Raw genomic sequence first — 15374 nt, forward strand, 5'->3', positions numbered from 1 at the left:
AAGTAAAAAATCATAGAAGCACTTAACTATTCTTCGTTGCCCGCAACATCTCCCGTTTTCCCGGAGGCCCGGGTAACCGTTCCGTTATATAGCCGGCTTGCTGCATCATCCGGCGCACTATCCCTTTGGCACAATAGGTAACCAATATACATCCGTTGCCTGATATAGCATACAATTTATCAAAGATGTCCTGTGTCCACATATCGGCCTGTTTATCGGGGGCGAAGGCATCAAAGTAGATAATATCTACATTTTCTTTTATTTTCGAGAAATCGAAATTTGTAAAGTCCGCTTTTATTTTAGTAAGAAAAAAATTATCGGTTATCTCCGATTCTTTTTCCCACTCGGCACTATGCAACTTATAATACATATCCTGCTCTATAGATAAATATTTCTCAGGATAATTCAAATCTTTAATAATGTTATCTGACAAAGGATAGGCCTCTATAGTTGTATAATGGATAACCCGCTCTCTCTTTCTACTTTCGAGTAATGTAAGGAAAGCATTCAGCCCTGTACCGAAACCGACTTCGAATACATGCAGCGTATCTTTACTGCAATGCTTTAATCCGGTCTCTATAAAAACATGCGTAGATTCTTGTATAGCCCCGTTCACCGAATGATAATGCTCGTTCAGTCCGGGCATAAAAAGAGTGTGAGACCCGTCAGCTGTTAACTCTATTACAGGTTTCACACTCATTTTACACTGTGTTTAACTATCACTTATTTTTCTATTAAAGCCACGGCATATGCGGCAAAACCTTCCTCACGGCCTACAAATCCCATTTTTTCGGATGTGGTAGCCTTAATAGAAATATCTTCTTCAGAGATTTCGAGTATCTCTGCCATTATCTTTTGCATCTGAGGTATATGCGGGTTTATTTTAGGGCGTTCGGCACAGATCGTGGCATCGATATTGCCGATCTTGTACCCTTTTTCCGTGATAACCTCCAATGTTCTGGCCAGTAATATTTTGCTGTCTATATCTTTATATTCTCCGGCAGTATCGGGAAAGTGGAAACCTATATCACGCAGATTTGCCGCACCCAACAAAGCATCACAAATCGCATGTATCAGAACATCCGCATCCGAGTGTCCCATAAGCCCCTGAGTATGGTCGATCTTCACACCTCCGAGCCACAATTCACGATTGTCCGCCAAACGATGCACATCGTACCCAAACCCTACACGTATTTTCATTTTATTTAATTTGATAATTAGCACATTAGCATATTAGTAAATTCAATAACTATGTGCAACTTGCTAATTTCCGAATTTACTAATATGCTAATTAAGTTTTATCTGAATAAGTTTCTCATACCATCGATATCGAACGCCAAAGAGAAACGAAGTGTCTGGTCTAGCGGGTTTTGTTGTGCCGTAGCAAGCATATAAGCTACATCCAACTGGAAAGCAGTCAGCTTGAACCCTGCACCGAACGACAAATACTGACGATTGCCTTTCATTTTGTTTTCATGGAAATAACCGGTACGAAGGCGGAACTTATTATCATAGTCATATTCAGCACCCAACGACCACATTATCTCTTTCATCTCTTCCGAAAATCCACCCGGAGCATCTCCAAACGATTTAAAAATACCGGATATAGGACTTATATTCTGATAGTCTTCTACACGTTTTCTATAGTCGTTGATACTCTCGTCTACTTCTTGTACCGGAGGAGTCGGCACCAGCAACTTATTAATATCCATACTGAAAGACAATGTACTTACATCGTTCACAGGATACATCAAAGACGCTCCCAAACGCAGGTTTGTGGGCAGAAACTGATCTCTGTCACCACCTGTTGTTGCTATCTTGGTACCGATATTGGATATATTAAAACCGAAGCTAAGTAGGCTTTCCGATTGTCCTATATTTATATACGATTCGTTATAACCTGCTACATCTGCGGCCCATGCATTACCCGGAGTTGTTTCTTCATCCGCACCCGAATAATCGGCACGTATATAACGTACTGTTACCGATCCGGAAAATGTTTCCGTCAATTTACGCGAATAACCTAAATCAATAGCCAGTTCGTGAGGGCTTAGTGTTTGTCCTGTCCAACCTGCATCATTAGCGATATTGACATTGCCTACAGAAAAGTAACGCACCGAGGCACTCAATGCCTGATTATTTTCATTACCCAGTTTATAATATCCCACACCGTAAACCAGCGCTATATCATTTATGATTTTTCTCAACCAGGGTGTATATGATAATCCAAATCCCGCCTTACTCGGTGAAAATGCATATTTTGCAGGATTCCAGTGTTGTGAATACACATCGGGAGCAGTAGCTACTCCGGCATCTCCCATACCACCACCACGAGCGTCAGGAGCGATAGATAAAGACGGCATTGCAGTCAAAATCGGATTGATATCTTCCTGAGCAACCATGCTAAATGTAGTGAGTGCAAAAGCATTTACCAGCAAGACTTTTTTTAAGAAATTCTTCATTTATTCCACTATTTATTTTACGTAATTAAATTAATTTGGTTAAGGAAGTTTATAGTTTGTACATTCTTCAGTTATAGTTATAACTATCTTTTATCGATTTTATTATTTTTATTTCAAATTTTAACATACTATTCTAACAAATATGCAGATCCAATAGTTCATCTCCCTCCAGAATCCCTTTGAGATTATTCCCGATTTCAACTTTTCCCACTCCTGCGGGTGTACCGGTAAATATGAGGTCACCGGTCTTTAACGTGAAGAAGCGGCTTGCAAAAGCGATAATCCTATCCACCGAATGAAGCATTTCGTTCGTATTTGCAGACTGAACAACTTTATCATCTATTTTAAGCATAAAGTTGAGCTCCTGGATATTCTTCTCATATTTTTCTTTGGGGACAAAACTTCCTATTGCCGCGGAATTATCAAAAGCCTTCGATATTTCCCAAGGCTGACTTCTTTGTTTCAGTCCGGCTTGTATATCACGTGCCGTAAAGTCTATGCCTAGTGTTATTTCATTATAATAGCGATACGCAAAACGTTCTGCAATATTCTTTCCCATTTTATCGATACGGACTACCAACTCGGTTTCGTAATGGATATCCGATGAAAAATCGGGTATATAAAAACGGTTTTTATCGCCTGACAGCAAGGCTGTATCGGGTTTCATAAAGAGAACAGGATCATCATCTTTATCAGATAGTGCACGCCCCATCTCCTTATTATGTGTCTGATAATTAAGTCCTACGCAGATAATTTTCATTTATATCACCTTAAACCGAATAAGCAAAATAAAGTATTTAATACAAAAATCAATTAGTCAGAACTAACGATTGTCATTGCAGATACAAAAGTAATGAATAGGTCCGAGACCTTAGAGAGCAAAGATACACAAGATTTATCACTTCTTCCTTATCCCTCCGAATAATTGCCTGAATCTCATAGTCAATACACCGAAAACTCCTTCCGCAAAAATACCGGAATTCATTTTGGAAGTTCCCAGCATCCGGTTAACAAATACGATAGATACTTCTTTTATATCAAATCCCAGACAATAAGCTGTATACTTCATCTCTACCTGAAATGCATACCCCTTAAAACGTATATTATCCAAGTCGATAGTTTCCAATACATTCCGCTTATAGCAAACAAATCCCGCTGTTGCATCATGTACTTTCATACCCGTAATAAAGCGTACATACTTAGACGCAAAATAAGACATCAGTACCCGTCCCATCGGCCAGTTCACAACATTCACCCCGCTATAGTAACGTGAGCCTACCGACAAATCAGCACCTTCGTTAGCACACGCATCATACAAGCGTAACAAATCGTTCGGATTATGCGAAAAATCGGCATCCATTTCGAATACATATTCATATGAACGTTCCAATGTCCAGCGGAATCCTGCAATATACGCTGTACCCAGCCCTAATTTGCCCGCCCGTTGTATTACATTCAGTCGTTCCGGAAATTCGGATTGAAGTTTTTTTACAATATCTGCCGTACCGTCTGGTGAAGCATCATCTATAACAAGAATATCAAACATATGGGGCAGATCAAATACAGCTCTGATTATAGCCTCTATATTCTCTTTCTCATTGTAAGTGGGTATTATAACTACGGAATTGGACATATACTTTTCGCTCCTTTAATTAAAGCCACAAATGTAACATTTTAAGAATGGATAAATAAAAAATAATGACTAAAAATAGTAAAAAGAGTCATCGGTTTTGTGCATCAAACCATAGAGTTAGCCTCGCATATGATATTTTTACATTTATTAACTAAGTGTAATTAAAAAGTAACAAAGGTAACACATATACCAATTATCACTTAAAAGTCATCAGCTAATAACCTGTATCTCGTATCTTGTCTACTTTCCCCTTGGAGATCAGGAAACCTATCAAAATTTCATAGAATTAAAAGCTGACAGCTAAAGGTTATCAGTTACATACACAGATAAAGTTTTCAATATATTATATATGCAAATTTCAGCTATACCACTCTATATAAGAAATAAATAATCTTTCCGGGATTATTTTCAAAAATTTTTATACCCTTTTATGGAATTTAAGGCTTTTAGATATCTATTAGGTACAAAAGGGGAATAATTAATAACATATAAAACTTACAGTTATGAAAAACTTAGTTAACTTAAATTCCGCAGAATGGTGTGATATTATTTTTGAAGGTAAAAATAAATCATATGGTGCATTTGAATTACGCCAATCCTCTACCAGGAGGCATCTGATCGCATTCGGCGTAGTGGTATTATTTGCTGCCGTAGCATCCTGTTTGCCAGCCATTATCAGCTCTATCGAGGCTTCTACTGCAAAACCTTATGCAGGGAACTACGATGATGTGGTAACTGTGGTAGATGTATTGCTCGATGACCCGAAACCGGAAATTATCCAACCGACTATGCCGGAACCTCCGAAATTTGTAGCCATGCAGAAATTTGCTCCTCCTAAAATCGTGGATGACAGCCAGGCAACGGAAGAAACCCTGACCAGTATGACCGATCTGACAACCAGCACTAAAGCTATCGGGGCTTTCGAAGTTGAAAACGGCTCAACCGACAAGGATGCTGTGCGCAAAGAATTTGAAACCGATGTTGTCGGAGACGGAAAAGGTGGAGCTGCCCCTAAAGAACCCGAAGTATTCGTAAGTGCTCAGTTCATGCCTCAATTTCCGGGTGGAGAAGCAGATATGTATAAATATATATATGATAACATCAGATATCCGGCTGTGGATCAGGAAATGGGAATACAAGGAAAAGTCACTGTAAGATTCGTGGTAAGCAAGACCGGAGAAATCACAGATATCCAACTACTGAAAGGAATCAGTCCGACTTGCGACAAGGAAGCTATAAGAGTTCTGAAAAGCATGCCAAGATGGATACCGGGTAAGAATAACGGAGTAGCCGTTCCGGTTTACTTTACAATGCCGATTGTATTTAAATTGAAAATGTAGTATAATATGAAGTAGAAGGGAAAGCGCAACTCAATGAGTTGCGCTTCTTTTTATTTCTTCATCGATAATTGCACTCGTTTACGTGCCAGATCGACAGACAATACTTTGACCTCCACATGCTGATGCAATGATACCACTTCGGTAGGATCGGATACAAAACGGTCTGCTATTTCCGAAATATGCACCAGTCCGTTTTCTTTGATACCTACATCCACAAAACAACCAAAGTTTGTGATATTGGTAACGATTCCGGGAAGAATCATACCTTCACGCAAGTCATCGATAGTACGGATATTAGGATCGAATTCAAACATCTTAATACCTTTACGTGGGTCACGTCCGGGTTTATCAAGTTCTTCCATTATATCATTCAAGGTAGGCAAGCCGACCGTATCTGTAATATATTTTTTAAGATCGAGCGATTTTTTCAATTCCTTATTCTGAATCAGTTCAGAAACTGTACACTTCAGATCTTTTGCCATCTTCTCTACCACATAATAACTCTCTGGATGTACCGCAGAATTATCTAATGGATTCACAGCCTCTGCAATGCGAAGGAATCCTGCACACTGCTCAAATGCCTTCTCGCCCATACGAGCGACTTTCATCAATTCTTTACGAGATTTGAAAGCACCGTGTGCCGCACGATAATCAACTATATTCTGTGCCAGCACAGGGCCAAGACCCGAAACATAAGTTAGCAGGTGCTTACTTGCCGTATTTACATTTACACCAACAAGATTCACACAACTTTCGACGGTAAGATCAAGAGAATTTTTCAATTTTGTCTGATCTACATCATGCTGGTACTGCCCCACCCCGATCGATTTCGGATCTATCTTCACCAACTCAGCCAACGGATCCATCAGACGACGGCCAATAGATACCGCTCCCCTGACTGTCACATCATAATCAGGAAATTCCTCTCTTGCTGTTTTCGACGCAGAATAGATAGATGCCCCATTCTCACTTACAACGAATACTTTCACCTCTTTCTCGTAGCGAAGATTGGTTATAAAACGCTCTGTTTCGCGGCTGGCAGTACCATTTCCGATAGCAATCGCATCTATATTGTATGTAGATACCATTTTCACCACCTTATTTCCGGCTTTGGATGTCTCATTTTGCGGTGGATGAGGATAAATAGTCTCATTATGCAACAGGTTTCCTTCCGCGTCGAGACACACAAGTTTACATCCTGTACGGTAACCGGGGTCGATACCCAATACCCTCTTCTGTCCCAATGGTGGAGCTAGCAGAAGTTGGCGCAGATTCTCAATAAACACACGTATGGCCTCCTCATCCGCCTTTTGTTTCGACAAGGCCGAAAATTCAGTTTCTATAGATGGTTTCAACAATCGCTTATATGAGTCTTCTATAGCATCCGCCACATAGTTAGTAGCTTCATTGTCATTATCTCCTTTAATAAAGCGCTTATCCAATCTTTCTAGTGCTGTGTCTTCATCCGGCGCAATGTTTACACGGAGAAAACCTTCCGATTCCCCTCGACGTATTGCCAGTATACGGTGGGATGAAGCCTTACTCAATTTTTCGGAGAAATCGAAGTAATCACGGTATTTGTCACCTTCCTCTTCTTTCCCCTTCACTACCTTAGCGGTAATAACAGCCTCCCTTTCAAAAAGATTACGAATAGCATTACGGGCATATTCATCTTCATTTATCCATTCGGCAATGATATCGCATGCCCCGGCAATAGCGTCTTTCGTATCTTTTACATCGCCTTTTACGAATGAGAGGGCTTTCCCTTCCACATCCATCGGGTGCTGCGCCATAATCAATTCTGCAAGCGGATCCAACCCCTTTTTACGAGCTATTTCGGCACGGGTCTGGCGTTTAGGTTTATAAGGAAGGTAGATATCTTCGAGTTCTGAGCTGTTCCAGCAATTTTCGATACGCGTTTTCAATTCAGGTGTCAGTTTCTCCTGCTCTTCTATCGATTTCAGGATTGTCTCGCGACGCTTAACCAGTTCATTGAGTTTATCATTTTGCTCCTTGATAGCTCCTATCTGAACCTCGTCTAATCCTCCGGTTACTTCTTTTCGGTAACGACTGATAAAAGGAATAGTCGCACCCGAATCCAGTAAACCGATTGTTTTTTCTATTTGCGAAGCTTTAATACTTAATGCTGATGATATTAGATCAATTATAGTCATAACAAAATTAAAATTTGAGCAAAGATAATATATTCTATTTCACAATAGCCTCCAAAGCCCGCCACAAATTATCCTCCGGCACGGGTGCAGTAACGTCGATCAATTCTTTCGACACCGGATGAATAAAGGATATCCGACGTGCATGTAAACTGATACCGCCATCGGGATTGGAACGCTCCGCACCATACTTTAAATCCCCTTTTATCGGACTGCCAATTTTTGCCAGCTGGCAACGTATCTGATGATGACGGCCTGTTTCCAGGTCTATTTCGAGTAAGCTGTATTTATCAGAACGGGCAATAAGTTTATAATGCAATATAGCCAGCTTCGAATCGGGTTTCTCCACATCATAAGCGTACGACTTATTTTGTTTTTCATTCCGCACCAGATAATGCTTCAATGTCCCCTCCGGCTGTTTGGGCGCATTTTTTACAACGGCCCAGTATGTTTTACTTATTTCCTTATTCTTAAACATGTCATTCAGGCGGGGTAAAGCCTTGCTTGTTTTAGAAAAAACCACGATACCGCTCGTAGGACGATCTAGGCGGTGGGTAACACCACAAAAAACATTTCCCGGCTTATTGTACTTTTCTTTCAGGTATTCTTTCACGATTTCCGAAAGTGGCTTATCACCCGTCTTATCCCCCTGTACGATTTCCGATACAGTCTTATTGACAATTATAATATGGTTATCTTCGTAGAGAACAGTCATTATGAAAATTTCAAATTTAATACAAAGAAAAACCTTTCGATTGATAATCGAAAGGTTTTCTCAGTTATAATGTTTAATATATATGTGTTAAGCGTTCTTAGGCTTTCTCCAAGTAACATTTTTCATACTACCTGTTTCTTGGAATGCTTCGTGAAATGCGAAGGCATTATACATATCAAATTTAGTTTGTCCTTTTGGAGCATTCTTGATATACTCCTGCAATAGAGGACGATAATCCGGATGTACACATTTGTTGATGATTTCCTGCGCACGTTCTTCCGGACATTTGCCTCGAAGATCGGCCACACCATATTCAGAGATGATTACCTTTACAGAGTGTTCGCTATGATCCTGATGTGCAACCATTGGCACAAAAGAGCTTATCTTTCCGTCTTTTGCTACGGATGGTGTAACAAATATAGACACATATGCACTACGAGTAAAGTCTCCCGAACCTCCAATACCATTCATCATCTTGGTACCCATCACGTGAGTAGAGTTAATGTTACCATAGATATCAGCTTCAATAGCTGTATTGATAGCAATAACACCGAGGCGGCGAACTACTTCGGGGTTGTTTGAATATTCCGAAGGACGTAATACGATCCTTTCTTTGAAGAAGTCGAGATTCTGATATATATGCTCGATGCAAGGATTACTTACTGTTAAAGAACAGCCGCTTGCAAATTTAACACGTCCGGATTCCATTAAGCCGATAACAGCATCTTGAATTACTTCTGTGTAAACATCAAAATCAGGAATATCCTTACTTTCGCCCATCGCTGCAAGCACAGCATTGGCGATATTACCTACACCTGACTGTACGGGTAAGAATGTTTTTGGCATACGCCCTTCCGCCATTTCTTTAATAAAGAAATCAGCAACATTTTTTCCGATCTGAGCTGTTACCTCATCTACCGGAGCAAAGCCGCTACCTTCATTGGGTTCGTTGGTTCTTACAACGATTATTTTATCAGGGTCTACTTTTATATGATCTTTACCCACGCGATCATGCACTCCATATACAGGAATATCTTCACGTGTAGGCGGGTCCTGAGGCTCAGGAATGTCATGCATACCTCGCATTGCCTTCGGATTCCATTCATTTAATTCTACAATGACTTTCTTTGCCAGACGACTTACCGTAGGAGAGATACCAACACCGCATGTAGGAACTATTTCACCATTCTCTGTAACTTCACATGCTTCTATGACAGCATAATCTATCTTGCCATAGTATCCGTAACGGATATCCTGTGCCATCGTTGAAAGGTGTAAATCACAATATTTGATTTCACCGTTGTTGATAGCATCACGCATACTTTTGTTTGTTTGATAAGGTGCCCGGAAGTTAATAGCTTTCGCTCTGGTTAAGACCCCGTCTAACTTATCTCCTGTGGATGCTCCAGTGAACACATTTATCTTGAAAGGATTACCCTTTGCATGTTCTTCTTCGGCGCGTTTTGCGATAAATCCGGGTACTACTTTGGGACATCCGGCATGCGTAAAACCGCTAAATCCCACATTGTCGTTGTTGTTGATAAGTGCGGCTGCCTCTTCAGCAGTCATAAATTTTAAAGCCATTGTTTTTTAAAATGTATGATTTATATAAGTATTAAGTTGATTTTCATATACGCTACGCTTTCGCGCTGCAAAAGTACAAAATAAATATCTGATGTGCTATTTTAAATCATTAAAAATTCGAAGACCACAATTTAGTCCTGTCATCAAAAAAATGATGGCTTTCATTTCTAATGAGAACAATATACATAAACAAAGGAAAACCTTCCTTGCAGACTGTAGTTATAAATCAGATACCTTCCAAAAAACTACACAAAGCTTTCACAGCCAGTGCACGGTGGCTTATATTATTTTTAACATTACTTCCTAATTCAGCAAATGTTTCCGCATATCCCTCTGGCATAAATATAGGATCATACCCAAATCCTGCAGATCCTTTTTCTTCTGAAATTATTTCCCCTTCAATTTTCCCTTCAAAAAGATATTCCTTCCCTTCCAGAGTCAATGCGATAACAGACCTGAAGCGGGCCTTACGGTTTGTGACACCATCCAGATTTGCCAGTAGCTTCTTCATATTAGCCTTGGCATCATGTCCATCTCCCGCATAGCGGGCCGAATAGACACCCGGCGCACCATTCAATGCTTCGACTTCAAGCCCTGTATCATCCCCAAAGCTATCATAACCGTATTTTTCCTTCACATAGCGGGCTTTAATCAAAGCATTCTCTTCCAGCGTTTCGCCCGGTTCGGCTATATCTTCATGGCAACCAATATCTTTAAGGCTGAGTATTTCAAATTTATCTTTTACTACTTCTCTGACTTCCTCAAGTTTATGATCGTTATTTGTAGCAAAAACAAGTTTTCTTTTCATTTCTTTTTCAACGCATTATAAGTTTCCAATGCTTTTTCCAGTACCGTAAGCGCATTTCCCAGATCTTCCTTATTAAGGACATAGGCTATACGGACTTCATTTTTCCCCAATCCCGGTGTTGTATAAAACCCTGAAGCCGGAGCCATAAACACTGTTTGTCCTTCGTATTCGAAATCAGACAAACACCATGCGCAAAATTCATCGGCATCATCGACAGGCAGGCGTGCAACCGTATAGAAAGCTCCCATAGGAATTGGTGAATATACTCCCGGTATACGGTTCAGGCGGTCGATAAGAAACTTGCGTCTTTCCACGTATTCATCGTAAGTATCGCGGAGATAATCGGGGCTGGCGTCCAGCGAAGCCTCTGCCGCAATCTGTCCGATAAGCGGAGGACTCAGGCGCGCCTGACAGAATTTCATCAGAGTCTTCCGCAATTCCTTATTTTTAGTGATCAATGCACCGATACGGATACCACACTCACTATATCTCTTCGAGACTGAGTCTATCAGTACCACATTATCCTCGATACCGACAAGGTGACAAGCCGAAATATATGGTGAATTGGTATAAATAAACTCACGGTATACCTCATCCGAAAACAGATAAAGATCATGCTTCTGTACCAGATGTTTTATCTGATTCATTTCGGCACGGGAATATAAATACCCCGTCGGGTTATTCGGATTACAAATCATAATCCCTTTTGTACGCTCGTTTATCAGTTCTTCAAACTTTTCAACAGGAGGTAAAGCAAACCCTTCTTCGATAGAAGAGGATATTGTGCGAATAATCGCTCCGGCCGATACGGCAAAGGCCATATAGTTGGCATAAGCAGGCTCCGGCACTATTATTTCATCACCCGGATTGAGACAGGCCAGAAATGCAAACAACACAGCTTCGGAGCCTCCGGTAGTAATAATTATATCATCAGCCGATACATTAATATTATACTTTGCATAATAACCAACCAGTTTCTCACGATAAGAGCGGTATCCATCGCTGGGGCTATACTCCAATATAGAACGATCTATATTGCGTATCGCCTCTAGCGCTTCTTCGGGTGTAGGCAGATCGGGCTGTCCGATATTCAGATGATATACTTTCAAACCCCTGGCTTTAGCCGAGTCGGACAATGGAGCCAATTTCCTGATGGGAGAATTCGGCATTTCTATTCCTCGTTGCGAAATATGTGGCATAATGCTATTTTGATATAAATTTTATTTTCAATAAGGCGCAAATATACAAATTTTAGTTATGAGTTATAAGTTATAAATGACGAATTATGAGGACTTCCATATATTTATCTTTTACCTGGTTCCTTAATAGAATTACCAATCTAATTTAACATTAACATTTGAGTGTAAAGCTATACAGTATAAAGGCGGAAAGTTGCATAAACAAATAATTGTTTAAATCTATGTGTCTATTACAAAATATGAAAAAACGAACTATATATAGCCCTACAGAACACAGGAAAGGCTTTCCCCCTTTTTTAATATTCTTAAAATATATTTGTTAAATCAAATTTTTATCTTTTACTTTGCAATTGATACACAAGACAATTTATACTAAGATAAATAAAAAATAATGCATGTTTTCCTGCCAAATAATACAATTATGGGCTCTCTTTTTCCATCTGGAAATTTGGGAGTTAGTATTATTTTGCTAGAGAGAGAGAGAGAGAGAGAGAGAGAGAGAGAGAGAGAGAGAGAGAACTTTCCGGCTTAACCCTTAATACAGAAAAACTCACATTTCTTGTTTCCCATTTTAAGCAAGCGGTATTATCATGCGCGTACAACACCAGCATGTGTATGTATACGCATATTCTAACTTATTTCTCATATAAAAACAAACATTTTATATTTTATTTTACTTCTAAATTTTCTTTTTTAGTCGCAAAAAGGAGAACCAGCCAACCTGTAACCATCAATATATTTAAAATCCGATGCATGGTCAAAGATCAAGATAGATTTTCAAGAAAAATCTTCGATAAGTCTTTGTCTTTATTCTTATTGTCTTCAACCTATATTAAATCGCTTGGGAAAGTAATTTATATACCCCTTATCGCTTTATCAAGATCGTACATCGGATTTTTAACACACATTACATACTCAAAACAATATTATCACACAAATATCGATGAAACAACAATTTCAAATAATAGAAACGACAGATGAAAACAAATTTTACAACAAAACTAATATTACTATGCACCTCTGCTCTTCTATGTGTAAAATCACATGCTCAGGTTACAATTGGTTCAAATACATATCCTGAACCATATGAAATATTGAGAATAGATGGCAACGATGACAAAGGACTACGTCTATCACGACTAACCCAAACAGAACGGGACGACTTAACGAATACAACAATAAGCATTTCTTCTCAAAAGAAAGATGCAGCTAAAGGGCTTACCATATACAACATCACATATAACAGGATCGAGTTCTGGGATGGAAATGAATGGCGTATACTATCCGGTTCTTTCTCATTTTCCAATGGATTAAATCTTTTAGATACGGCCAATCCCCAAAAAGCCCGATTGGGCGGAACTCTTATCGAAGAAACCCTTATCAACCAACAAAGCCACACTCTGGCATTCAAAACCGAAAAAGGAGCGTTATCTATAAACACAGATGCTTTTTTTGTAGATAGCCTAAGAGTAAAAGCTAACAACATCGACAGATTCTATATAGATACCGTATTAACGGTAGATAACAGAAATGAAATATCCATAAATACGGGGAAATCGGGACTATATGTAAACAACAGTGTATTGAATATAATAAACGATCAAACAAAAATAAACGGGCACTTACAATATAAAGACGGTAACGAAAACTTAGCCGTAGCCGGAAAAGATATAATACTGAGGGCGAAAGATAATACAGGGAAAGCCAATTGGGAGCAGATGGAGCCATCCGTTTTAAATAAACCTTTTACTATAAACAGGGTATCCGGAAGCCCGAATGGCCCATCCGGCACAAAGTTTACAGTTGACACATGGACTGAGATTACCGACAACCAAATTTTACCTGCAGGAAAATGGCTTATATTCGGTCGTTTTGCAGCATATTCCAACAGGAGGACGGATGCTAGTAGTGGTGATAACGCAAATTATATGAGTTTTCTTCGTTTGGTCCGAGAAGATTCCGGTGGAGATGTAGTTTTGTACTCTTCTATGACCTTGCCGGAACGAAAGACTACTGGCGGCAATGAAAACTACGGGTCATACAGTGTACCTCAAATGGTTTATTTTCTGGATGCGGCAAATGCGGCTTCTTATCGTATAGATTTTAAAACAAAGAAACCTGACACATGGCACTCAACCCATTCAATGTTAGGCGATCAGTACTTTTATGCAATAAGATTAAATGATTAAAACAAACTATCATTATGAAACTACAGATATACACATCTTTTTTACTATCACTCTTTTTTGTAACAATAACATGCCAGGGACAGGTTACCGTTGGTTCAACAGCAAAGCCTGAAGATTTCTCATCTCTTCAACTTAACAGCAGCAATGGAGGTCTGCGCTTACCCCAATTATCGGTAGGGCAGAGAGACGCTCTTGTTATAGATGGAACTAGCGCCGGCCTGATAATATATAATGAGACAAGCAAAGCCATTGAATATTGGGATGGCCTAAAATGGTCGATGCTGGGAGATACGATACGAGTATATAATGGAATTCATAAAGATGGAGACATTGTGAAACTCGGCGGAAACCTAGAGAAAGCCACGATGGTAAATCTGAACAGTAAAAATCTGGAATTTGCTACCGGCGCGGGTAACCCCGGAGGATTCTCCGTAAATGATACGGTTTTTGTTGTAAATGGTAGGATTGTCGGGTCCAAACCATCTTCATATACAATAAACAAATCAGCTCTAAAGGTCAAGGAGACAGGCAGCAAAGTATCGATAGAAAATCAATTGAAAGTAAAAGTAAAAAATGATAGTATGCTTGTCCGAAACGACAGTGTAAATATACATGGCCAGCTATATTATGATAACAACAAAAGCGACATCAACGGAAAGGTACTTATTTCCAAAGCATCCGGTGTTGCTTTTTGGGGTAAGCTAAAACCGGATCTGATATTGGGTAAAACTTATCTTAAAGGCAAAATTAAAAAGGCGGGAACAGGTACAAGCACTGTCTGGGTCCAAAATACAAGTCAAAATATAAGTGGCCCATGCATTTCCGACACACTGACACTCACTCCGGGAAAATGGCTTATATTCTCTAAATTTGCAACAAAGACGAACTATGCATCTCAGAAGATGTTTACCTGGTCCCATATATTTATTCCGGGCCAAACAGTGCCGACAGCAACTATCGGCGCCGATGTAGAAGACGCAACGTCAACATCGTCACCTGAACTAACTTACCTGATCGATGTATCTGCTAATACAAAAATCTGTGTTGTAGCCAGTTCATCCAACAATCAGACATGGCTGGTAGAAGAAGATGGTACCGGAGCAGCCAAGGTAGAGTTCGGAGAACCTTATTTTTTTGCTATTATGATAGAAGATTATAATGAAGACGAATAACACCTTATTATATATAATAGAAAATAAAATCTTTTAAAGAAGAATATACATATATAAAATGAATATATATGATCTTTGAAAAATAAGCCATAGTATTTTGA

The 15374-nt window shown here is 39.5% G+C and carries 13 protein-coding genes; 3 read left to right on the plus strand and 10 right to left on the minus strand.

The features are described from left to right. Positions 1 to 22: 22 nt before the first annotated feature. From mnmD to QZL88_RS03715, 5 genes are all read right to left on the minus strand, one after another. Positions 23 to 700, minus strand: coding sequence for a tRNA (5-methylaminomethyl-2-thiouridine)(34)-methyltransferase MnmD (gene mnmD, locus QZL88_RS03695; protein WP_296938679.1), 678 nt, complete (start codon positions 698 to 700; stop codon positions 23 to 25). Between the two features lie 23 nt (positions 701 to 723). Next, positions 724 to 1200 carry a 2-C-methyl-D-erythritol 2,4-cyclodiphosphate synthase gene (ispF, locus tag QZL88_RS03700; RefSeq protein ID WP_296938680.1) on the minus strand — a complete coding sequence of 159 codons (477 nt, stop codon included), beginning with the start codon at positions 1198 to 1200 and terminating at the stop codon, positions 724 to 726. 98 nt (positions 1201 to 1298) lie between these two features. Beyond that, entirely contained in the window at positions 1299 to 2462 is a 1164-nt protein-coding gene (gene porV / locus QZL88_RS03705; RefSeq protein WP_296938681.1) for a type IX secretion system outer membrane channel protein PorV, read from the minus strand. A 133-nt stretch (positions 2463 to 2595) separates the two neighbouring features. Further along, entirely contained in the window at positions 2596 to 3222 is a 627-nt protein-coding gene (locus QZL88_RS03710; protein WP_296938682.1) for a fumarylacetoacetate hydrolase family protein, read from the minus strand. A gap of 138 nt (positions 3223 to 3360) precedes the next feature. Beyond that, the gene (locus tag QZL88_RS03715; RefSeq protein ID WP_296938683.1) at positions 3361 to 4095 is read right to left on the minus strand and encodes a polyprenol monophosphomannose synthase; all 735 of its coding nucleotides are present in this window, start codon (positions 4093 to 4095) and stop codon (positions 3361 to 3363) included. A gap of 503 nt (positions 4096 to 4598) precedes the next feature. Here QZL88_RS03715 and QZL88_RS03720 point away from each other — a divergent pair. Then, entirely contained in the window at positions 4599 to 5435 is an 837-nt protein-coding gene (locus QZL88_RS03720; protein ID WP_296938685.1) for an energy transducer TonB, read from the plus strand. Between the two features lie 50 nt (positions 5436 to 5485). Here QZL88_RS03720 and QZL88_RS03725 read toward each other — a convergent pair whose 3' ends face one another. The 5 genes from QZL88_RS03725 to QZL88_RS03745 form a co-directional block, all read right to left on the minus strand. Then, positions 5486 to 7609 carry a Tex family protein gene (locus tag QZL88_RS03725; RefSeq protein ID WP_296938686.1) on the minus strand — a complete coding sequence of 708 codons (2124 nt, stop codon included), beginning with the start codon at positions 7607 to 7609 and terminating at the stop codon, positions 5486 to 5488. Between the two features lie 34 nt (positions 7610 to 7643). Next, on the minus strand, positions 7644 to 8321 hold the full coding sequence (locus tag QZL88_RS03730; RefSeq protein ID WP_296938687.1) for an RNA pseudouridine synthase: 678 nt from the start codon (positions 8319 to 8321) through the stop codon (positions 7644 to 7646). A gap of 87 nt (positions 8322 to 8408) precedes the next feature. Beyond that, positions 8409 to 9905 carry an acetyl-CoA hydrolase/transferase family protein gene (locus tag QZL88_RS03735; RefSeq protein ID WP_296938688.1) on the minus strand — a complete coding sequence of 499 codons (1497 nt, stop codon included), beginning with the start codon at positions 9903 to 9905 and terminating at the stop codon, positions 8409 to 8411. A 226-nt stretch (positions 9906 to 10131) separates the two neighbouring features. Beyond that, positions 10132 to 10713: a non-canonical purine NTP diphosphatase gene (locus QZL88_RS03740; RefSeq protein ID WP_296938689.1), complete on the minus strand. Its 582-nt coding sequence runs from the start codon at positions 10711 to 10713 to the stop codon at positions 10132 to 10134. Continuing rightward, the gene (locus tag QZL88_RS03745) at positions 10710 to 11912 is read right to left on the minus strand and encodes a pyridoxal phosphate-dependent aminotransferase (protein WP_296938690.1); all 1203 of its coding nucleotides are present in this window, start codon (positions 11910 to 11912) and stop codon (positions 10710 to 10712) included. The genes QZL88_RS03740 and QZL88_RS03745 overlap by 4 nt, the downstream gene beginning before the upstream one ends. Positions 11913 to 12889: 977 nt before the next feature. Between QZL88_RS03745 and QZL88_RS03750 the strand changes: the two genes are divergently transcribed. Next, the gene (locus QZL88_RS03750) at positions 12890 to 14101 is read left to right on the plus strand and encodes a hypothetical protein (RefSeq protein WP_296938691.1); all 1212 of its coding nucleotides are present in this window, start codon (positions 12890 to 12892) and stop codon (positions 14099 to 14101) included. A 14-nt stretch (positions 14102 to 14115) separates the two neighbouring features. Continuing rightward, entirely contained in the window at positions 14116 to 15273 is a 1158-nt protein-coding gene (locus QZL88_RS03755) for a hypothetical protein (RefSeq protein WP_296938692.1), read from the plus strand. Positions 15274 to 15374 lie beyond the last annotated feature (101 nt).

The organism is uncultured Dysgonomonas sp. (assembly GCF_900079725.1).
Lineage (GTDB): Bacteria > Bacteroidota > Bacteroidia > Bacteroidales > Dysgonomonadaceae > Dysgonomonas.

What these genes read in the sequence shown, in the direction of transcription:
- QZL88_RS03720 (WP_296938685.1), top strand. Translation starts at nt 4,599, where the DNA reads ATGAAAAACTTAGTTAACTTAAATTCCGCAGAATGGTGTGATATTATT.
- QZL88_RS03735 (WP_296938688.1), bottom strand. Translation starts at nt 9,905, where the DNA reads ATGGCTTTAAAATTTATGACTGCTGAAGAGGCAGCCGCACTTATCAAC.
- QZL88_RS03725 (WP_296938686.1), bottom strand. Translation starts at nt 7,609, where the DNA reads ATGACTATAATTGATCTAATATCATCAGCATTAAGTATTAAAGCTTCG.
- mnmD (WP_296938679.1), bottom strand. Translation starts at nt 700, where the DNA reads ATGAGTGTGAAACCTGTAATAGAGTTAACAGCTGACGGGTCTCACACT.
- QZL88_RS03715 (WP_296938683.1), bottom strand. Translation starts at nt 4,095, where the DNA reads ATGTCCAATTCCGTAGTTATAATACCCACTTACAATGAGAAAGAGAAT.
- QZL88_RS03710 (WP_296938682.1), bottom strand. Translation starts at nt 3,222, where the DNA reads ATGAAAATTATCTGCGTAGGACTTAATTATCAGACACATAATAAGGAG.
- QZL88_RS03745 (WP_296938690.1), bottom strand. Translation starts at nt 11,912, where the DNA reads ATGCCACATATTTCGCAACGAGGAATAGAAATGCCGAATTCTCCCATC.
- QZL88_RS03755 (WP_296938692.1), top strand. Translation starts at nt 14,116, where the DNA reads ATGAAACTACAGATATACACATCTTTTTTACTATCACTCTTTTTTGTA.
- porV (WP_296938681.1), bottom strand. Translation starts at nt 2,462, where the DNA reads ATGAAGAATTTCTTAAAAAAAGTCTTGCTGGTAAATGCTTTTGCACTC.
- ispF (WP_296938680.1), bottom strand. Translation starts at nt 1,200, where the DNA reads ATGAAAATACGTGTAGGGTTTGGGTACGATGTGCATCGTTTGGCGGAC.
- QZL88_RS03750 (WP_296938691.1), top strand. Translation starts at nt 12,890, where the DNA reads ATGAAAACAAATTTTACAACAAAACTAATATTACTATGCACCTCTGCT.
- QZL88_RS03740 (WP_296938689.1), bottom strand. Translation starts at nt 10,713, where the DNA reads ATGAAAAGAAAACTTGTTTTTGCTACAAATAACGATCATAAACTTGAG.
- QZL88_RS03730 (WP_296938687.1), bottom strand. Translation starts at nt 8,321, where the DNA reads ATGACTGTTCTCTACGAAGATAACCATATTATAATTGTCAATAAGACT.